General features: G+C 65.0%; 18 protein-coding genes. 11 read left to right on the forward strand and 7 right to left on the reverse strand.

All coding sequences use genetic code 11. The features are described 5' to 3' along the window. Positions 1-152: 152 nt before the first annotated feature. On the forward strand, positions 153-1,901 hold the full coding sequence (locus ACOOFO_RS14390; protein WP_420427439.1) for an SDR family oxidoreductase: 1,749 nt from the start codon (positions 153-155) through the stop codon (positions 1,899-1,901). A gap of 9 nt (positions 1,902-1,910) precedes the next feature. Further along, the gene (locus ACOOFO_RS14395) at positions 1,911-2,837 is read left to right on the forward strand and encodes a metal-dependent hydrolase (RefSeq protein ID WP_420427440.1); all 927 of its coding nucleotides are present in this window, start codon (positions 1,911-1,913) and stop codon (positions 2,835-2,837) included. Here the strand turns inward: ACOOFO_RS14395 and ACOOFO_RS14400 are convergent. Then, the gene (locus ACOOFO_RS14400) at positions 2,834-3,844 is read right to left on the reverse strand and encodes an AraC family transcriptional regulator (RefSeq protein WP_420427441.1); all 1,011 of its coding nucleotides are present in this window, start codon (positions 3,842-3,844) and stop codon (positions 2,834-2,836) included. The two genes, ACOOFO_RS14395 and ACOOFO_RS14400, sit on opposite strands and share 4 nt — an antisense overlap. 92 nt (positions 3,845-3,936) lie before the next feature. Here ACOOFO_RS14400 and ACOOFO_RS14405 point away from each other — a divergent pair, with 92 nt between their 5' ends. The 3 genes from ACOOFO_RS14405 to ACOOFO_RS14415 are packed head-to-tail and all read left to right on the forward strand — an operon-like array spanning position 3,937 to position 7,128. Continuing rightward, a complete protein-coding gene (locus ACOOFO_RS14405) occupies positions 3,937-4,791 on the forward strand; it encodes an SDR family NAD(P)-dependent oxidoreductase (protein WP_420427442.1) in 855 nt (284 codons plus the stop codon). Next, positions 4,788-5,624: an alpha/beta fold hydrolase gene (locus ACOOFO_RS14410; protein ID WP_420427443.1), complete on the forward strand. Its 837-nt coding sequence runs from the start codon at positions 4,788-4,790 to the stop codon at positions 5,622-5,624. The genes ACOOFO_RS14405 and ACOOFO_RS14410 overlap by 4 nt, the downstream gene beginning before the upstream one ends. 10 nt (positions 5,625-5,634) lie before the next feature. Continuing rightward, positions 5,635-7,128: a flavin-containing monooxygenase gene (locus ACOOFO_RS14415; protein ID WP_420427444.1), complete on the forward strand. Its 1,494-nt coding sequence runs from the start codon at positions 5,635-5,637 to the stop codon at positions 7,126-7,128. 167 nt (positions 7,129-7,295) lie between these two features. Here ACOOFO_RS14415 and ACOOFO_RS14420 read toward each other — a convergent pair whose 3' ends face one another. Further along, positions 7,296-7,712, reverse strand: coding sequence for a hypothetical protein (locus ACOOFO_RS14420; RefSeq protein WP_420427445.1), 417 nt, complete (start codon positions 7,710-7,712; stop codon positions 7,296-7,298). Positions 7,713-7,942: 230 nt separating this feature from the next. Here ACOOFO_RS14420 and ACOOFO_RS14425 point away from each other — a divergent pair, with 230 nt between their 5' ends. From ACOOFO_RS14425 to ACOOFO_RS14440, 4 genes are all read left to right on the forward strand, one after another. Further along, positions 7,943-8,635 (forward strand): Bax inhibitor-1/YccA family protein, encoded by a 693-nt coding sequence (locus tag ACOOFO_RS14425; RefSeq protein WP_420427446.1) that lies wholly within the window; start codon positions 7,943-7,945, stop codon positions 8,633-8,635. A 186-nt stretch (positions 8,636-8,821) separates the two neighbouring features. After that, the gene (locus ACOOFO_RS14430) at positions 8,822-9,418 is read left to right on the forward strand and encodes an OmpW/AlkL family protein (protein WP_420427447.1); all 597 of its coding nucleotides are present in this window, start codon (positions 8,822-8,824) and stop codon (positions 9,416-9,418) included. A 92-nt stretch (positions 9,419-9,510) separates the two neighbouring features. Beyond that, positions 9,511-10,239, forward strand: coding sequence for a hypothetical protein (locus ACOOFO_RS14435; RefSeq protein ID WP_420427448.1), 729 nt, complete (start codon positions 9,511-9,513; stop codon positions 10,237-10,239). Positions 10,240-10,343: 104 nt separating this feature from the next. Further along, positions 10,344-11,033 (forward strand): response regulator transcription factor, encoded by a 690-nt coding sequence (locus ACOOFO_RS14440; protein ID WP_420427449.1) that lies wholly within the window; start codon positions 10,344-10,346, stop codon positions 11,031-11,033. 138 nt (positions 11,034-11,171) lie between these two features. On the opposite strand, the gene ACOOFO_RS14445 is transcribed toward ACOOFO_RS14440, so the two are convergent. The 3 genes from ACOOFO_RS14445 to proV all read right to left on the reverse strand — a co-directional run bounded on the left by ACOOFO_RS14445 (position 11,172) and on the right by proV (position 14,261). Next, positions 11,172-12,047: a glycine betaine ABC transporter substrate-binding protein gene (locus ACOOFO_RS14445; protein WP_420429796.1), complete on the reverse strand. Its 876-nt coding sequence runs from the start codon at positions 12,045-12,047 to the stop codon at positions 11,172-11,174. Positions 12,048-12,142: 95 nt separating this feature from the next. Then, a complete protein-coding gene (locus tag ACOOFO_RS14450) occupies positions 12,143-13,036 on the reverse strand; it encodes an ABC transporter permease (protein WP_420427450.1) in 894 nt (297 codons plus the stop codon). Then, entirely contained in the window at positions 13,026-14,261 is a 1,236-nt protein-coding gene (gene proV, locus ACOOFO_RS14455) for a glycine betaine/L-proline ABC transporter ATP-binding protein ProV (protein WP_420427451.1), read from the reverse strand. Before proV ends, ACOOFO_RS14450 begins: the two co-directional genes overlap by 11 nt. Before the next feature lie 109 nt (positions 14,262-14,370). On the opposite strand from proV, the gene ACOOFO_RS14460 reads away from it, so the two are divergent. Then, entirely contained in the window at positions 14,371-14,790 is a 420-nt protein-coding gene (locus ACOOFO_RS14460; RefSeq protein ID WP_420427452.1) for a secondary thiamine-phosphate synthase enzyme YjbQ, read from the forward strand. Between the two features lie 263 nt (positions 14,791-15,053). Then, complete coding sequence (chrA, locus tag ACOOFO_RS14465) at positions 15,054-16,226, forward strand: chromate efflux transporter (protein ID WP_420427453.1); 1,173 nt, start codon at positions 15,054-15,056, stop codon at positions 16,224-16,226. On the opposite strand, the gene ACOOFO_RS14470 is transcribed toward chrA, so the two are convergent. After that, positions 16,215-16,802: a GDYXXLXY domain-containing protein gene (locus ACOOFO_RS14470; protein WP_420427454.1), complete on the reverse strand. Its 588-nt coding sequence runs from the start codon at positions 16,800-16,802 to the stop codon at positions 16,215-16,217. The two genes, chrA and ACOOFO_RS14470, sit on opposite strands and share 12 nt — an antisense overlap. Then, on the reverse strand, positions 16,799-18,067 hold the full coding sequence (locus ACOOFO_RS14475; protein WP_420427455.1) for a DUF2157 domain-containing protein: 1,269 nt from the start codon (positions 18,065-18,067) through the stop codon (positions 16,799-16,801). The genes ACOOFO_RS14470 and ACOOFO_RS14475 overlap by 4 nt, the downstream gene beginning before the upstream one ends. Between the last annotated feature and the right edge of the window lie 10 nt (positions 18,068-18,077).

Below are 18,077 nucleotides of genomic sequence, written 5' to 3' on the forward strand. Positions count from 1 at the left end.
AATCGTGCCATTGATCAATGGCACAGTAACGCTTACCGCTGCAGCCGCATGCACACTGCCACCGTGACGGCCCAAGCTGCTATCGGCCGCATCCATCGGACAGGCAACGCCAGGGGGCGGCAGCGTGGCGTCGACAAGGAGACCGCTTGAGCATGGAAGCATCCCGCTGGATTGAGGCAGACGATGTGCAGCTCGCGCTCTATGAATGGGGCGCGCCGGACGACCGACCGACCATCGTGCTGGTGCACGGCTATCCGGATGCCGCCAGCATCTGGCAAGCCACCGCCGAGGCACTGGCAAGTGACTTTCACGTTGTTGCCTATGACGTGCGCGGCGCAGGCCAGTCGACCCGGCCGGAGGCCACAGCGGCCTACGCCCTTGCGCATCTCGTCGCGGATCTGACGGCCGTGATCGATGCCGTCAGTCCGCAGCGTGCCATCCACCTGGTCGGGCACGACTGGGGTTCGATCCAGTCCTGGGAAGCGGTGACCAGCGAACCTCTTGCGCAGCGTATCGCTTCCTTCACCTCCATCTCCGGGCCGAGCCTGGATCACGCCGGACATTGGGTACAGCGCCGCCTGCGCGCCGCGACGCCCGACAGCTTGTCCGCGGTGGCACGCCAATTGGCGCATTCCTGGTACATCGGGCTGTTCCATCTGCCCGGTCTTGCCCCCGGCTTCTGGAAAAGCTCCGGCGAGCGCGTCTGGCCGAGTGTGCTGGCGCGCATCGAGGGCATCCGCGAAGCTTCGCCCAACCCTACCCAGGCCGCCGACGGCGCCTATGGCGTCAAGCTCTATCGGGCCAATGTGCGCGACCGCCTGGGGCGACCGCGCGAACGCACGACGGCGATCCCGGTCCAGCTGGTCTGCCCCACCCGCGATCACTTCATGGTGCCGGAGATCTGGGACGACCTTCCGCAGTGGACCGAGCAGCTGTGGCGTTTCGACGTGGACGCCGGACACTGGCTTCCGCTATCGCACCCTTCCCTGCTTGCCCACCGCATTGCCGCCTTTGTGCGCCACATCGAAGGTGCGCCGGCGTCGCCGGCACTGACGCGCGCGCAGCGTCATCCCGTGCGGCAGGGGGATCCGCTCACCGGGCGGCTGGCACTGGTCACGGGCGCCGGCTCCGGCATCGGACGGCAGACCGCCCTGGCGCTGGCGCAGCGCGGCGTGGACATCATCGCGGTGGATATCGATACCGACGGCGCCGAGCGCACCGCCGAGCTCTGCCGCATGCTCGAGGTCGAGGCCTGGTCGCGGACGGTGGACGTGGGCGACGTTGATGCCATGGAAGCACTGGCCGATTGGGTCGGCGCGCACTTCGAGGCCCCCGATATCGTGGTCAACAACGCCGGCATCGGCATGGCCGGTGGTGTGCTGGACACCAGTGCGGATGAGTGGGAGCGCATCCTTCGCATCAATCTGGGCGGCGTCATCCACGGCGCGCGGTTGTTCGCCAAGCAGATGGTGGCCCATGGCAAAGCCGGGCACATCGTCAATGTGTCGTCCGGTCTCGCCTTCTTTCCGTCGCGGCAGACGCCGGCCTATGCCACCACCAAGGCGGCCGTGCACATGCTCAGCGACTGCCTGCGCGCCGAGCTCGACGCACGCGGGATCCATGTGGCCGCCATCTATCCCGGTGTGGTGAATACCGGCATCGTCACACGCACCCGCTTCGCCGGTCAGGATGCGGAACGCGAAGCGGCATCGCGCAGCCGCATCCAGAAGCAGTACGAAAGGCGCAATCTCAAGCCGGAGGCCGTCGCCCATGCCATCGTCGATGCCATCGTGCACCGCCGACCCGAGGCCATGGTCGGCGTCGAAGTGCACGGTATCCGCTGGCTGTCGCGCCTAGCCCCAGGCATCACCCGACGCCTCGCACGTCTGGATATCGGATAGGAGGTCGCTATGCCCATCACGCTGAAGCGCAATCGGCGAACCGCCAGCAGGACACAGGGCGCACTGCAGCCGCGCAAGGTCGCTTTCGATTGGTCGAATACGCCCCTGGAATGGATTCCCGGTCAGCCGTTCGTCAGTCATTTCATCAACGAAATCAATCTCCTGCTTCCGGCAGGCGAATTCTGGTTCTGTCGTCTGTACAACCAGGCCCTGCCCCACGTGCAGGACGACAAGCTCAGGGAGGATGTGGAGAACTTCATCCGTCAGGAGGCCATGCATGCGCGCGCGCACGGCGGTGCCGTGGCTGAGTATCTGAACGCCCACGGCATCGAGACCAGAACCAATACCCGCCAGGAAGATTGGATTTTCGAAACCCTGCTGGCCGACCGTCCTTTCGGCCGTCGACTGCCGCGGTCCCTGCAGTATCGCTGGCTCGTCTTCCGTCTGGGCCTGGTTGCAGCCATCGAGCACATGACCTGTGTACTCGGCAAATACGCGCTGGAGAATCGCGTCTGGGACGAAGCCGGCGCCGATACCACCCTGCTCGATCTGCTGCGCTGGCACGGCGCGGAAGAAATCGAGCACCGCAGCGTCGCCTTTGACCTCTACTGCCATCTTGGCGGTGGCTATCTATCGCGCTACTACCTCGCCAGTATTGCCATGCCCGTGATCTTCGGGCTGTGGGCGCACGGTGCGGCGCACATCATGCGCCAGGACGCGCGCTTCAAGCGCTACAAGCCGAGCGCCTTCCGGCCCTGGATCTGGCGCGAGTGGGAGCGACAGGCGCGTCGCGGCCGGCTGCCGTCCCTGTTCTGGCTGATGCGCCAGCAGCTCTCCTTCTTCCGTCCGGATTACGATCCGCAGTATGAGGCCTCCACCGAGGCGGCCCTGGCCTACCTCGAGGCCTCACCGGCCGCGGCGCGCGCCGCGGCCTAAGGCCCGCCCTGCCGAATCGCGGTCGGCGTTTGTCCGAACCAGCGCCGACAGGCGCGGGTCAGCGCCGACTGCTCCGACAGTCCGACCAGCCCCGCCACCTGCGATAGCGGCATGGCGGTGGTGGTGAGATAGCGCAGCGCCGCCTCGCGCGCCACGCTATCGCGAATGGCTTCGAAACTGGTCGACTCAGCCGCCAGCCGGCGACGCAGCGTGCGCGGGTGCATGGCGAGCATGTCTGCGATGTGCTCCCGATCCGCCGGCCCGGTGCCGAGGCTGTGCGTCACCGCCAGCCGCACGCGCGTTGCCAGACGCTCGCCTGGAGGGGCGTAGTGCAATTCCAGATGGTTGGCTGCCAGTTGCCGGAGCCTATCGTTGACCTCCGCCAGCGGGGTCGACAGATCGATCGGCCGCAGGAACAGGGCCGCAATCGGTTCTGCCGGCCGCACTTCGGCCCCGAAGAAGCGCGCGTAGCGCGCCACCGGCGCCAGCGGCTCATGCGGCAGCGCCACCGCGTGCAGGCGATAGTGCTGGCGTCCGAGAAACTGCAGGATGCGATGTAGCACACCGAGCGTGAGGTCCATGCCCTGACGCGCGGTGGGCAGGCCTTCGATGGTGTAGGCGACACGGATTTCCGCCAGGCCGGGCTCTCGCGGACTGTCGAGCAGCGGCTCCAGCGCAATCGCCGGACTATGTACGAAGAGGTAGCGACGCGCGCACTGCAATGCGTCGGCGACGGTGGCCGAATGCTGCATGGCCACCGCAAGCGGCCCGAGAATGCTGATGTCCTGTGTCCCCGCCAGGCGAAGACCGAAATCCGGGCATTGCAACGCCTGGGCCGCGGCTTCCAGCAGTTGGCCGGAGGCGTGCAGGGAAATCAGCGCGTCCTCGTTCTCCAAAGTCGTCGGCGCCACGCCGAAGCGGTGCAGCAGCGGCTCCGGGTCACCACCCAGCTCGCGCACAAGGTGGCGGTAATTGCGCAGGCCACCGGATCGGATCATTGCGTCCATGGCCCATAGCGTCAAATGCTTGGCCCGCTGCGTCAAGTTTGGGGGCAAAGCGGGTGCCAAGCTACGTCTTCCAAAGACCCGAGATTGACGGCATGAAGCAATTCCGCGGCCGCGTGGCGGCCATCACCGGTGCCGGCTCCGGCATCGGCCGAGCCCTGGCCCTGCAGCTCGCCTCCGAGGGCTGTCATCTGGCCCTCAGTGATGTCAACGAGACCGGACTGGCCGATACCGTCGCCCAGGCGCGGGCACAAAATCCGCAACTGCGCGTCACCTCGCAGCGGCTGGACGTAGCCGACCGAGCGGCCGTCTTTGCCTGGGCCGACTCCGTGGTGGCGGATCACGGTCAGGTCCATGTGATCTTCAACAACGCCGGCGTAGCCCTCGGCGCCACGGTGGACGGCATGTCCGTCGAGGACTGCGAGTGGCTGATGAACATCAATTTCTGGGGGGTCGTCCACGGCACCCAGGCCTTCCTGCCCCACCTGAAGGCGGCGGGCGAAGGCCACGTGGTGAATATCTCGAGCCTTTTCGGGCTGCTGGCCGTGCCCACCCAGTCGGCCTACAACGCGGCCAAGTTCGCAGTGCGCGGCTTCACCGAATCGCTGCGCCAGGAACTGGACATGCTCGGCGGCGCGGTATCCGCCACCTGCGTCCACCCCGGCGGCATCAAGACGGCCATTGCCCGCAATGCCCGGCAGGACGCCAGCATCCGCGCACTCGGCATAGACGAGTCGAGCGCCAGCAGCGACTTCGAGAAGCACTTCATCACCACACCGGACAAGGCGGCACGCATCATCCTGAAAGCGGTGCGCCACAACCGCCGCCGGGTTCTGGTGGGCCCGGATGCCGTGCTGCTCGATACGATGCAGCGGCTCATGCCCACGCTCTATCAGCGTATTACGCCGATGCTGATGGGACGCGGCAGCAAGAAGCGCGCAACCGCATGACGGCCATGGCGCATTTCTCGCACGACGGCCTGCAGCTCGCCTATCGCGATTCCGCCCCCAATGACCGCGAGCGGCCCGTTGTGCTGCTGCTGCACGGCTTCCCGGACTCCAGCGCCATGTGGGGTACCCAGATCGGCTTTCTGCATGACCGAGGCTATCGCGTGCTGGCGCCGGATACGCGCGGCTGTGGCGACTCCGACATCGCCCCGCAACGCGCCGACTACCACTACACCCGCGTCCTGGCCGATTTCATCGCGCTGCTCGATCAGCTCGGCATTGACCAGGTACAGGTCGTAGGACACGACTGGGGAGCGGTCTTCGCCTGGCTGCTTGCGGGGCACTATCCGTCGCGGGTGACGCGGCTGGTGGCGATCTCCGTGGGGCACCCCACGGCCTACGCGAAGGCGGGTCTGCGCCAGAAGTTGGCCGGCTGGTACATCGTCTTCTTCCTGATGGCGGGCTTCGCCGAGCGCCGTCTGCTCGGGAAGAGCCGTCTTGCCTTCGAGCGCGCCATGCCGGGGCATCCGCAACCGGAAGAGGTGCGCGAACGCATGGCGCGTCCGGGCAGGCTGACCGCCGCGCTGCGGGTCTATCGCGCCAATATCAGCGACATCCTGCTCGGTAGCCAGCCGCGCGTGACCGCACCGACGGTCGGCGTCTGGTCGGATGGCGATACCTTTCTCACCGAAGCACAGATGCGCGGCTCGCGCGCCTTCGTCGATGCCGATTGGCAGTTTGAAGCCCTCAGTGGCGGTCACTGGATTCCACTGGAGCAACCTGACCGCCTCAACACCCTGCTCGCCGCGCATCTCGACGCGCCGGCCGACCGCTAGGAGTCTTTTCATGAGCGAAAGCCTGGATGTACTGATCATTGGCGCTGGCCTGTCCGGCATCGGCGCTGCCTACCACCTGCAGACCCGCTGCCCGGGCAAGTCCTACGCCATCCTCGAGGCGCGTGACGCCATCGGTGGCACCTGGGATCTGTTCCGCTATCCGGGCATCCGTTCCGATTCGGACATGTTCACCCTGGGCTACGCCTTTCAGCCCTGGGAAGGCGGCAAGGCGATCGCGGACGGGGCCTCGATCCGCGCCTATGTGAACAAGACCGCGGATCGCTACGGCATCCGCGAGCGTATTCGCTTCCATCACCGCGTCGAGGCGGCACGCTGGGACTCGGAGACCGCGCGCTGGACGGTGGACGTGCGCGTCGGCGATGCCCCGGAAATCCAGCGCCTGCAGTGCCGCTTTCTCTATCTGTGCAGCGGCTACTACGACTATCACGAGGGCTATACACCGCACTTCGAGGGGCGCGAGGATTTCCAGGGCGAGATCGTGCATCCGCAGTTCTGGCCGGAAGATCTCGACTACGCTGGCAAGAAGGTCGTGGTCATCGGCAGTGGCGCCACCGCCGTCACGCTGGTGCCTTCGATGACCGATCAGGCCGCGCGCGTGACGATGCTGCAGCGCTCGCCCAGTTACGTGATGGCGCTTCCGGCCGAAGACCATACCGCCGAGAAGCTGGCCCGCTTCATGCCGCGACCGGCGGCCTCCGGTGTCGCACGCTGGAAGCACGTGCTGTTGTCGATGGCCTTCTTCCAGTTCTGCCGGCGCTTTCCCGACCGCGCCGCGCGCATGCTGCGCAAGGGTGTGGCGGCACAGCTGCCGGCGCACCTGGATGTGGATACGCACTTCCGGCCCAGCTACAACCCCTGGGACCAGCGGCTATGCTTCGTGCCCAACGGCGATCTGTTCAAGGCTCTGCGCGCCGGCAAGGCTGACATCGTGACCGACCACATCGAGCGTTTCACAGCCGATGGCATCCGGCTACAGTCAGGCCGCACCGTGGAGGCCGACATCATCGTCACGGCCACTGGATTGAAAATGCTGGCCCTGGGCGGCATCCGCTTCTCGGTGGACGGCGCCCCCGTGACCCTGCCCGAGCACCTCAGCTACAAGGGCATGATGATCAGCGACGTGCCGAACATGGCGGTGGCGTTGGGCTATACCAATGCCTCGTGGACACTGAAGGCCGACCTCACCTCGATGTACGTCTGCCGCTTGCTGAAGCACATGGACAAGCACGGCTACGACTACTGTCTGCCGCTCAACGCGGATCCGGAGTTGGAAGAAGCCCCGATCATTGATCTGGCGGCCGGCTACGTGCTGCGCGCGATCGACCAGTTCCCGAAGCAGGGCGACCGCGCCCCGTGGAAGCTGTACCAGAACTATGTACTGGATCTGCTCGCCCTACGCTTCGGCAAGCTGGATGACGCGGCGATGACTTTTGGCGCAGCGGGACAGCCGGGTGCCATCAGTGCCGAATCTCGAGCCGCCTAGGGCCTGTGAACACGCAGTCGATCGCGGTGCGCGCGTCCGTATGCGTACAGCGCAAGGAGTAAAGAGCGCGATGGACTTGACGGACATGCGCGACGAAGGACGCGGCGGTGCGCGCATACGGGCGGCGTCCTTCGGATTCTCCTCGACCGACTGCGTGCGAACAGGCCCTAGCTGAAGGGAATGTCCTCGGCGCGCCGGTAGAACAGCGATGGGGGCGTCGGCTGCGACCACTCGTCGTAGATCGCTGCCAACTGCTGGCGCGCCCGTCGCTGCGTCTTGGAGAGCACCCACCAGGCGTTGAACCGCTCGATCAGATCGCTCAGGGAGACCACTGGCGCCTCGAGCATCGAAGCGCCGCTGGAGGTCAGTTCAATCAGTACGCCGTCGGTGTGCTCACGCAGCACGATGGCGCCATCCAGCGTCAGCTCATCGAGGGTGGCATCCAGGTCGCGGTCGCGTAAGCCGGTGTCGCGCCGCCAACTGTCGCGCAAGTCGCGCATGAAGATGCGCCCACCGATATGCACCTGGAGGGCGTACAGCACGTGCCGGAAGGCATGCGTGCGGGTGTTCTTGGTAATCTTCATCGCGTTGGTCTCGTTCTTTCGATCGGGACGACGCCCGACAGCAGCGCCCTGCACGCTGCATGGTCTACTACCGCGAAACGCCTTAAGCCGGTCTGCCGACGCGCGGCCGCTTCCATCGGCCCAACGGCCATACCGCAGTACAACAGCTCGCATTCCCGAACAATAATGACTCGCGCTTGCGGAATGCCGTATCGTTGAACTTCCGTTTCCCTTCATAGGTCGACCGAACCATGCAGCATAGCGACGTACGTTCCGTTGCCGGACAACGAGAATCCGTACTGGCAACCAACAAGGTATTGCGCAATACCTACCTCCTTCTGTCCATGACCCTGGTGTTCAGCGCGATGACGGCAGGTGTTGCCATGGCGATCAATGCGCCCTACGGCATCGGCCTGGTCTGTTCGCTGGTCGCTCTGGGTCTGTTGTGGTTCGTGGTGCCGCGCACCGCACACTCGATCAACGGCATCTACGCTGTCTTCGCCGTGACCGGCCTGCTCGGCTTTGGCCTGGGCCCGGTGATCAATGCCTATCTCGCCGGCTTTTCCAACGGCGGGCAGATCGTGATGATGGCGCTGGGCATGACGGGAGGCACCTTCGTGGGTCTTTCCGCGTATGCGCTGAAGAGCCGGAAGGACTTCAGCTTCATGCGTCAGGCGCTATTTGCCGGCATCCTCATTGCCTTCATTGCAGCCATGGGCATGATGGTGTTCTCGCTCTTCGGCATGTATTTCCAGCCGCTGGCACTGGCCATTTCCGCAGCTTTCACGGTGCTGATGTGCGGTCTGATCCTGTATCAGACGGGCGAGATCGTGAACGGCGGCGAGACCAACTACATCCTCGCCACCATTGGTCTCTACGTGGCCATCTACAACCTGTTCACCAGTCTGTTGCATCTGCTCGGTTTCGCTATGGGCGACGACTGAAGCAAAGGACATTCGCTGATCACGAGGCCGCTGCCAGCAGGCAGCGGCCTTTTTTGTGCCTGTTCATCGGCTTTTCATGCCGGCCTCAGTACGCGTTTAGCGCTCCTTTCGCACGATGGCGAACGGTCATTCAGGACCGTTCAACGCGCGGCATGCGCACCCTCGAGAAAAAAGGAGATCATCATCATGCACCGTCTCGCTTGTCTGGGAGCAGCCCTCTCGCTGTCCATCGTTGCCGGTCAGGCAATGGCCGAAGAGAGCAAGTGGTCGGTACGCGCGGGCATCGCGCACGTGTCGCCCACCAACTCCGCCAGCAACACCGACGCCGGGCCCGTCGAAGTCGGGGACGGCACCAATCTTGGCCTCAACCTGCGCTATGCCTTCGCACCCCAGTGGTCCGTCGACATTCTGGGCGCGCTGCCCTTCGAGCACGATATTCGTGTCGCCGGCAGTGAGGTGGCCTCCACCAAGCACCTGCCACCCACGGTATCGGCGCTCTATCACTTCAATATTCCGGGCGCACTCGACCTCTTCGTGGGTGGTGGCCTGAACTACACCTTCTTCATGGACGAGCAGCTCGACGGTGCCAACCTCAGTCTCGAGGACAGCATCGGTCCGGCCGGCATTGTTGGCATGACCTATGCGCTGGGGCCGCAATGGTCCATGGGGGCGGACCTGCGCTACATCGCCATCGAAACGGACGCCAAGGTCAACGGCACCGACATTGGCAGCGTGGACATCGACCCCTGGGTCTTCGCCGCCACGCTGGGCTATCACTTCTAGCACAAGGACTTAACGGGCCGGCTGCAAGGGCGCGGCCGGCCCGGTCACGAAGCACCTGCGGGACAAGCCGCATCCACCAGGGAGGATGAAGCATGACACGCACGCGACGATATCTATCCATGGCCGCCTTGCCCTTGGTGGCGTGGTCGGCCAGCGCGCCAGCACTCAATACCACCAGCGTCTTCAGCCCGGACGTTCGTGCCGGCAGTCAGGCTTTGGAGTATCGACTGTCATTCGTGCCGCAGTCCGGCGACGACGCCATCGCCCATCGCCTGCACTACCAGCGCGCCTGGAGCGAAGACTGGCGCTGGCGATTCATTGGCCTGTTTTCGGATAGCGGCGCCGACGACCTCGAGTACCGCTACATGCGCCTCGAACTGCAGAATCAGTTCCTCAGTGACGAAGTCGGCGACTGGGACGCCGCCGTACGCTATGAATTTCAGATCGCCGACAACGACGACCGCCCATCACGCGTGCGCGTCGCCTTCACCGCCAAGCGCGATCTTGATGCGCACTGGCAGATTCGGGGCAATTTTCTGACGGGCCGTGAATTCGGCGCCGAATCGGGAGAGGGCTATCTCCTGGAGACACGCGCCCAGATCACCCGCGCGGTCGGCGATTATCGCCTGGGCATCGAGAGCTTCAACGACTTCAACGATACTCGGAACATGGGGAGCTTCGAGGATCAGGCACACCAGATTGGCCCAGTGCTGAAAGGCCGCTTCGGCAGAGGCTGGAAGTTTCTCTTGAGTGGCCTGTTCGGCGTGTCGGGTGGCGCCGATGACCACGACATCCGCCTGCATCTCACTCGTGGCTTCTAGCGATGACACATACGCAGGAGCATGCATCAGCACGCCCATGAGCCCCAAGAGAGTAGGCTTGGCATCCGGTCAAGGGCCCCTATCGCGCTCATCCATCCACCGCCATGAAACAGCTGCTGATCGTTGAAGACGACACCCGCGTCGCGCGCTTCCTGGAACGCGGCCTGAGCGCGGAAGGCTATACCTGCACGCTCGTGCATCATGGCACAAGGGGCCTCGAAATGGCGCGTCATGGCGCCTTCGACCTCATCTTGCTCGACCGCATGCTGCCCGGCCACGATGGCGTGGCCATCTGCCGGGCGCTGCGCAAGGCCCAGATCGATACCCCCATCCTGATGCTCACGGCCCTGGACGAGGTCGACGACCGTGTCGAGGGGCTGCGCACCGGCGCCGACGACTATCTGGGCAAACCCTTCGACTTCGAAGAATTGCTGGCGCGATTGGAGGCGCTGGCGCGGCGCTCCGGCGACTACCGCGACGACAACGATGTACTGACCCATGGACCGCTACAGCTCGACATTCCGGCGCTGGCGTTGTCCTGCCGCGGTCAGCCGGTGTCGCTGACCACCACGGAAATGGCACTGATCCGTCTGCTCATGAGCCAGCCCAAGCGGGTCTACTCGCGCGAGCGCATTCTCAATGCCGTGTGGGGTCAGACCGAGGATCCGATGACCAATATTGTCGATGTCTACATTGGCCGTCTGCGCCGCAAGCTCGATAGCAAGGACGCCCCCTCGCTGATCGAAACGGTGCGCGGTGCCGGCTACCGGCTTGCCAGTGTCGACGAGGGCTGACGAAGAAGCGGACCGGGGAGAAGAACGCTCACCCCGTGTGCAGGCGCTCTGACGCGCAGACCGAGGCAACAACATGGTCAGCAACAAGAAAGCCCGGCGTCTTGCCGGGCTTTCTCATACGGGTCACTGGCGGGCGGATCAGCTGTCGATCCAGCCCTGGATGCGCTCCTGATTCTCGGCGATATAGGCGTCGATTGCCTCTTCGTAGCTGGTCGACTGCGCCTTGGCCATGGCTGCCTGCAGTTCATCCAGCGGAATGTACATATTGGTTAGGAAGGCCGCGAGTTCGGGGTGATCCTCCTTGAAACCTTCGCGCACGATGGCGTCAATATGCTGAGCTTCACCGAGGGTGCCCTTCGGGTCTTCCAGGAAGCGGAGATCGAAGCGACCAAACATCCAGTGCGGCGTCCAACCGGTCACAACAATCCATTCGCCATTGTCGACCGCGCGCTTCAGCGCTGCCGTCATGGCCGCGCCGCTGGCGGACTGCAGGCGATAGTCCTCAAGACCATATTCCTCGATGGTCGTCTCGGACAGCTGCATCAGGCCGGCACCCGGGTCGATGCCTTGGATCGTGCCGTCGAGCTTCTTGATGTTGCCTTCCTTCTTGAGGTCCTCGATGCTGCTGAGCGCCACTTCCGGCACATAGCTCGGCACGATCCAGCCCAGACGCGCGCCTTCATAGAGCGGGCCGAGGTCGACCACGTCATCGCCCACACGCTCCATGTAGTTGCCGTGGGTATCCGGCAGCCACGCCATCAGCATGCCATCCAGATCTCCCTTCGCTACGCCCTGGTACTGCACGCCGATATCGGCCAGGGTCAGCTCCACCTTGTAGTCGTAGTTGGCCTCGATGACCTTCTTCGCCAGCTTGGTGACGAATTCGGCGTCCGACCATGCCGTCCAGCCGATCTCAACAGACTTCATGCCGCCGTGATCATCCGCCTGCGCACTGCCAAGCCCGGCGAGGGCCAGTGTGGCGGCAAACAGGGATGTGGCAACGCGCTTCGTGATTCGATGTCGCATGCGTCTTCTCCTTTTGAGAGGGTCTTTCACCCTATAAAAAAATCATTCGGGCCGCACCCCGCCCGCCCGCCACGCGGAAGACTTCAGCCCTTGGTGGATGCCGCGGTGTTACGTGAAAACAAGGACTTGAAACGCGAAAGAAGCCCGCCCGCCGCTGATCGGCCGCCGAAGCTCTGTGTCAGCCGGTCGAGAATGATGGCGAGGATGACCACGCCCAGCCCGCCTTCGAAGCCCAAGCCCACGTCCAGGCGCTGAATGCCGGTGAGCACGGTGTTGCCCAGCCCGCCGGCACCGATCATGGAGGCGATGACCACCATCGAGAGCGCCAGCATGATGGTCTGATTGACGCCCGCCATGATCGAGGGCATGGCCAGTGGCAGCTCCACCTTGAACAGCAGCTGCGCGCCATTGCAGCCGAAGGCCCGGCCCGCCTCCACGTTTTCGACCGGCACATGGCGAATGCCCAGATTCATCAAGCGGACGGCGGGTGGCATCGAGAAGATGACGGTCGCGATGGTACCCGGTACCTCGCCGAGACCGAAGAACAGCACGGCAGGGATCAGATAGACAAAAGCCGGCAGGGTCTGCATGAAGTCCAGGATCGGCCGCACCACCGCTGCCACGATATCGCTCTTGGCCATCGCCACTCCCGAAGGCAACCCGATGCCGAGTGCAACCAGGGTGGCGGCCAGAACCAGGCCGAGCGTATCCATGGTCTGTTCCCAAAGTTCCATGCCGAGAATCACGTACAAGGCCACCAGGACAAAGAGCGCGAAACGCCAACCCACACGCCACAGCCCGAGTCCCACGAGAACCGCAAAGACCGCCCAGATGGGAGTCGCCTGCAGCAGATCCGTGATGTTGCCGGAGACGAATTCGATGCCGGCAGCGATACCATCGAAAAAGCCTTGGGCGTGGTCCAGCATGAAGTCGACGCCGTCGCTGACGTATTCGCCGATGGGCAGTTCACGCGCCATGGCTGGCCTCCTCTTCGCTCGCTTCGGGGTCCTGCCGGTCCAGGGTCAGGAGCAAGGTGGCGCGGGAGATCGCGCCCACATAGCGACCATCCTCGTCGACCACGGGGACGGGCCAGGGGCTCTCGGCCACCCGGGTCATGATGTCCGTCAGCGGCGTGCTCGCCGCGATCGGTGGATCGTCGATGAAGGCGGTCTCGATATCACCATCCCTGCCTCCGTTGCTGGATTCGAGCTGTTCAGCGATGGAATCCACCGTGACCACGCCCTGCAACACCCGCGACCGGTCGTTGACCACCGCCACCTGGCGGCCCGACTGGTCGAGCCGCGACAACGCTGCGCGCAGACGCATGCCGGCACGCTCCACCACGGTCAACTGATCGCGGCGCGCGACGTCGCCGGCGGTGAAGACACGGCTGACATCCACGCCACGGAAGAAGGAACGTACATAGTCATTGGCTGGCGCGCGGACGATCTCGTCCGGCGTCCCGATCTGCACCACACGACCGCCTTCCATGATCGCGATGCGATCTCCGACCCGCATGGCTTCGTCCAGGTCGTGCGTAATGAACACCACCGTGCGCGCCTGCTCTGACTGCAGGCGCAGCAATTCATCCTGCATCTCGGTGCGGATCAACGGATCCAGCGCCGAGAAGGCTTCATCCATGAGCAGGATCTCCGGGTCCGTGGCCAGGGCGCGGGCCAGGCCGACGCGCTGCTTCATCCCGCCCGAGAGTTCATCCGGGTAGCTCTCCGCATTGGCTTTCAGGCCAACCGCATCGAGGGCTTCCATCGCGCGTCGCTCGCGTTCCTCGCGCTTCATGCCCGCCACATTCAAGCCAAAAGCAGTGTTCTGCAGCACCGTCTGGTGCGGCATCAGCGCAAAGGCCTGAAACACCATGCTGATGGAATGCCGCCGCACGGCGATCAGTTCCTTGCGCGACATGCGTGTGATGTCGCGGCCATTGAGGGTGATGCTGCCGGCGCTGGGTTCGATCAGGCGGTTGAGCATGCGCACCATGGTGGACTTGCCGGAACCCGATAGGCCCATCACCACGAAGACTTCGCCCTCTTCCACCGAGAAGGTCGCATCCGCGACGCCAACCGTCAGGCCGGTTTCGGCAAAGATCGTGTCCTTGTCTTCGCCGCGCTCGATGCGCTCGAGTGCCTCCCGAGGGTTGCCGCCGAAGATCTTGTAGACCCCTTGTACCGCCAGCTTGCTGTCCAAGCCAGCCTCCCTTTGACTACACCCCTGAACGAACACCCTACCGAATTCACGGCTTTGACGCCCACCATGGCCAAGTTAGGCTGCACAGCCACCCAAGGCGGAGGGCCACATGCGCCACCACCGCGAAGAGCTCTGGTTCAACACCGACCGCCGGGTCGCCTTCGTTAACATCACGCCGCAGGTCGAGCAGGCCGTAGCTGCAAGCGGCATCCGCGAAGGCCTGTGCCTGGTCAATGCCATGCACATCTCGGCTTCGGTGTTCATCAATGACGACGAGCGCGGATTGCACGCTGACTTCGAGCACTGGCTGGAGCAGCTCGTCCCTTACGGCCCCACCGATCGCTGGCGGCACAACGACACCGGCGAGGACAACGCCGACAGCCATATCAAACGGCAGATCTTCGGCCGCGAGGTAACCGTCGCGATCAGCGAAGGGCACCTCGACATCGGCCCCTGGGAGCAGATCTTCTACGGCGAATTCGACGGGCGCCGCCGCAAGCGCGTCCTGATGAAGCTCATCGGGGAGTAAATGCATCGGTACCGGATGGCGATAGCTGCGCCATCACCCGACAGTCGAACGCCGGCCCAGGGATCAATGTCGGCAGCGTCTCCCCGGCCCCCCACCACCGCGCCGTCATCGTGTCCATTCCCGTTGGCGAGGAAGCCCGGACACGGTGGCTGGATGGTTGCATGTGCGACAGGCCGTTTCCCACGCCGTCATCCGGATCGGCATTTTGCCGGAGCGGGCCAGTCGACCGACTCGGCCGGCAGCCCAGCGGGCACAATGCCGTCATGCATAGCTGGCGAGAAAGTTTTGTCGTCTTCCTGCGCCTGGGTCTCACCGCCTTTGGCGGGCCGGTGGCGCATCTCGCCTATTTCCGCGAGGCCTTCGTCGTCCAGCGACGCTGGCTCAGCGAAGCGCAGTACGTGGAACTGGTGGCGCTATGCCAGTTCCTTCCCGGACCGGCGTCCAGCCAGGTTGCCATGGCCATTGGCCATCACCGTGCCGGCGCGCCCGGCATGCTCGCGGCTTGGTGCGCCTTCACCCTGCCCTCGGTCCTTGCTCTGCTCGCCTTTGCCTGGCTGGCGCTGCCTTACGCCGAAGGCGGCACCGCCGGCTGGCTGATCGGCATCAAGGCGGCCGTGGTCGCGGTGGTAGCGCACGCCCTGCTGGGCATGGCACGCACCCTGCTGCCGACCCCGCTCTGCGCCCTGCTCGCCGCCTTCGCCTGCCTGTTGATGCTGCTCAGCGGCGGCTTCATCGCGCAACTCGCGGTCATCGTGGGCGCGGCGATAGCCGGTTGGGCGCTGCTGGATCACGGCGGTGCGGTCGAGACGCCGGCGCTTGGGCCGCCGCAAGCGGCAAGCACCCGTCCGCTGACCTGGTTGCTCCTGTTCCTGATGCTGCTCCTCGGCCTTCCCTGGCTGACCATGTTCTGGGACGCGCAATGCCTGGCGGTGGCCGACCGCTTCTATCGCACCGGTTCCTTGGTGTTCGGAGGCGGGCATGTGGTGTTGCCGCTCCTGCACGGCGCCGTTGTTGAACCGGGCTGGGTGAGCGCCAGCGATTTTCTCGCCGGCTATGCCGCCGCGCAGGCCATCCCCGGCCCCTTGTTCAGCGTAGCTGCCTATCTGGGCGCGGTCATGCACGGCGGCGGGCTGACTACGGCGCTCGTCGCGCTGGTCGCCATCTTCTTGCCTTCGGCCTTGCTGCTGTTGGGGGTCTTGCCGCTTTGGCACCGCCTGCGGCGGAGTGACCACGCCCGCCGCGCCATGACCGGCGTCGGCGCCGGCGTGGTCGGTCTGCTGGCGGCGGCTTGGTGGAATCCGGTCCTGCAGACCGGCGTTCAGGGGCCGATCACCGGCGCCGTGGCACTGCTCGGCTTTGGCCTGCTGTGGCACGGCCGGACACCCGCCTGGGCCATCGTCCTGGGCAGTGCCACCGTCGGCGCGCTACTGCTGTGATTCGGTCGGCTGCCGGGCCTCGGCAATGCGCTGAGCGACCGGTACGCCTTCGATGAACAGCTCGGTCAGAACCGCCTCCCCATGCAGCACGCGCACCACGGCCCAGGATGGCGCCAGCGTATTTGCGGTATCGGCGCGCATGGCTTCACGCGCCAGCCGCTCGGCTTCCGGTGCCTGTCGCTCGTTGAGGTAGTAGCGGTCAAAGGGCAGCGCCACACGCAGGCGGGTATCGTCCACCCGGTGCGCGACACGCACCTGCAGATAGTCCCCGGCCGGTGGTTGCCGACGCGGCGGCTGCAGCACCGCAAAGCCGTCAGATTCCACCGATATCGGCGCGTACAGCGCTTGATCGGATGGGTAACTTGCCCCGACCGGAACCGTGATCTCTGCCGCGGTGAACTGCAGCGTCACGTAGCGACCACGAAAGGGATCCACCGGGTCGACGGGTGCGGTGCGAAAGCGATAGGCCGTACCGTGATCGACCACCTGCTGATACTGCTGAATCTGGCCGATTGGCAGCGCCCACTGCACCGCGAACACGGCCAGCAAGGCGAAAAGGGGTGCGTAGCGCTTCATGCCCGCACCGCGCGACGGCGCAGCCAGAGACTGGCTCCGATGAAGCCGATACCGGTGACGACAAAGGCCAACCCGCGCAACGAGAAGGGCAGATCGGCATCCAGGAAGCGCACCAGCACCAGCAGCGCGACCGTGACCAGACCCGCATGCGCCATGCCAAGCTGCCCGAGGCGCAGGCCGAAATGCAACAGGGTCACCCCCATGCCCAGCACATAGGCATTGGCCAGCGACATGGCGACCAACGCCGGCATAGCCGAAGCAGGCAACAGCAAGGCCATGCCAACAAAGATGACGGGCACCGCACCTGCGGCCAACAGAAGATGCAGCGCCCGGACGGCGCGCACCAGCAACGCGCCAAAAGCCAGCGCTGCCATCAGCAACAACCCTGTGGCAGCGGGAGACTCAAGGGCATTCAGGCCACCGCTGCGGCCTTGCCAGAAGTCCTCGAAGGTGGCGGCCGCCGCCATCACGATGAGCCCGGCCTGCGCGAGGCTACGCAGCGGCGCCAGCGGCGCGCGGCCCTCGGCATCACGCGCCAACCAGACGATCCCGACACCCAATACCAGCCATAGCAAGGCCGCCTCCCGCCCGGCGAGCCCAGCCAGGCTGATGCCCACGGCCGCGATCGCTGTTGGCACCCACAGCGAAAGCGTCAGCGCGGCCGCCCGTCGCTGGCCAGCCTGGAAGCGGAAAGCGATCAGCGGCAGCAGACTGATGAAGGCAGCCACCACTGCCAGGGGGGCGACGCCTTCCGCGGCCACCGTCCACCCCAGCAAAGCCGCCGCGCTCAGCAACAGGACGGAGAACGCACGCAGCACATAGGCCAGAGGAATGGCGACCAGTGCACAGCTCAACAGATAGCGGTCCAGCTCACCGCCCAGGTGATAGATCTGCCCCACAAGAGCCAACGCCGCCGCAAAGGCCAAGGCGGTAAAGGCGCCTGCAGCCTCTCGCCACGGCTCGGCAAAAGGCGCGCGCACCAGCGCCCAGACGCAGGCCACCTGGCCCACCGCCAGTGGGGTAAAGGCGATCAGAATGCGCATGCCGCGGGACAATCCATCCCAGTTGTGGGCGAGCAGCAGCACCACACCAAAGCCGACCAGCAGCGCGCCCAAGGCACCGAGCAAAGGCCAGATCCAGCGCCGGGGCGACGGGCTGTGCGCGGCACAGTAGGCACGCAGACGCTCGGCGACCTCCGCGTCAATGACGCCTTCCGCCTGCATCTGCGGCAATTCCTGCTGCAGCCATGCCGGGCCGCGTTTCATCGCACCCGCT

It is taken from the genome of Algiphilus sp. (genome assembly GCF_965216485.1).
Classification (GTDB): Bacteria; Pseudomonadota; Gammaproteobacteria; order Nevskiales; family Nevskiaceae; genus Algiphilus.

Excerpts from the sequence above, each read along its gene's own strand:
- ACOOFO_RS14390 (WP_420427439.1), top strand. The coding sequence starts at position 153 with ATGGAAGCATCCCGCTGGATTGAGGCAGACGATGTGCAGCTCGCGCTC.
- ACOOFO_RS14395 (WP_420427440.1), top strand. The coding sequence starts at position 1,911 with ATGCCCATCACGCTGAAGCGCAATCGGCGAACCGCCAGCAGGACACAG.
- ACOOFO_RS14400 (WP_420427441.1), bottom strand. The coding sequence starts at position 3,844 with ATGGACGCAATGATCCGATCCGGTGGCCTGCGCAATTACCGCCACCTT.
- ACOOFO_RS14405 (WP_420427442.1), top strand. The coding sequence starts at position 3,937 with ATGAAGCAATTCCGCGGCCGCGTGGCGGCCATCACCGGTGCCGGCTCC.
- ACOOFO_RS14410 (WP_420427443.1), top strand. The coding sequence starts at position 4,788 with ATGACGGCCATGGCGCATTTCTCGCACGACGGCCTGCAGCTCGCCTAT.
- ACOOFO_RS14415 (WP_420427444.1), top strand. The coding sequence starts at position 5,635 with ATGAGCGAAAGCCTGGATGTACTGATCATTGGCGCTGGCCTGTCCGGC.
- ACOOFO_RS14420 (WP_420427445.1), bottom strand. The coding sequence starts at position 7,712 with ATGAAGATTACCAAGAACACCCGCACGCATGCCTTCCGGCACGTGCTG.
- ACOOFO_RS14425 (WP_420427446.1), top strand. The coding sequence starts at position 7,943 with ATGCAGCATAGCGACGTACGTTCCGTTGCCGGACAACGAGAATCCGTA.
- ACOOFO_RS14430 (WP_420427447.1), top strand. The coding sequence starts at position 8,822 with ATGCACCGTCTCGCTTGTCTGGGAGCAGCCCTCTCGCTGTCCATCGTT.
- ACOOFO_RS14435 (WP_420427448.1), top strand. The coding sequence starts at position 9,511 with ATGACACGCACGCGACGATATCTATCCATGGCCGCCTTGCCCTTGGTG.
- ACOOFO_RS14440 (WP_420427449.1), top strand. The coding sequence starts at position 10,344 with ATGAAACAGCTGCTGATCGTTGAAGACGACACCCGCGTCGCGCGCTTC.
- ACOOFO_RS14450 (WP_420427450.1), bottom strand. The coding sequence starts at position 13,036 with ATGGCGCGTGAACTGCCCATCGGCGAATACGTCAGCGACGGCGTCGAC.
- ACOOFO_RS14460 (WP_420427452.1), top strand. The coding sequence starts at position 14,371 with ATGCGCCACCACCGCGAAGAGCTCTGGTTCAACACCGACCGCCGGGTC.
- chrA (WP_420427453.1), top strand. The coding sequence starts at position 15,054 with ATGCATAGCTGGCGAGAAAGTTTTGTCGTCTTCCTGCGCCTGGGTCTC.
- ACOOFO_RS14470 (WP_420427454.1), bottom strand. The coding sequence starts at position 16,802 with ATGAAGCGCTACGCACCCCTTTTCGCCTTGCTGGCCGTGTTCGCGGTG.
- ACOOFO_RS14475 (WP_420427455.1), bottom strand. The coding sequence starts at position 18,067 with ATGAAACGCGGCCCGGCATGGCTGCAGCAGGAATTGCCGCAGATGCAG.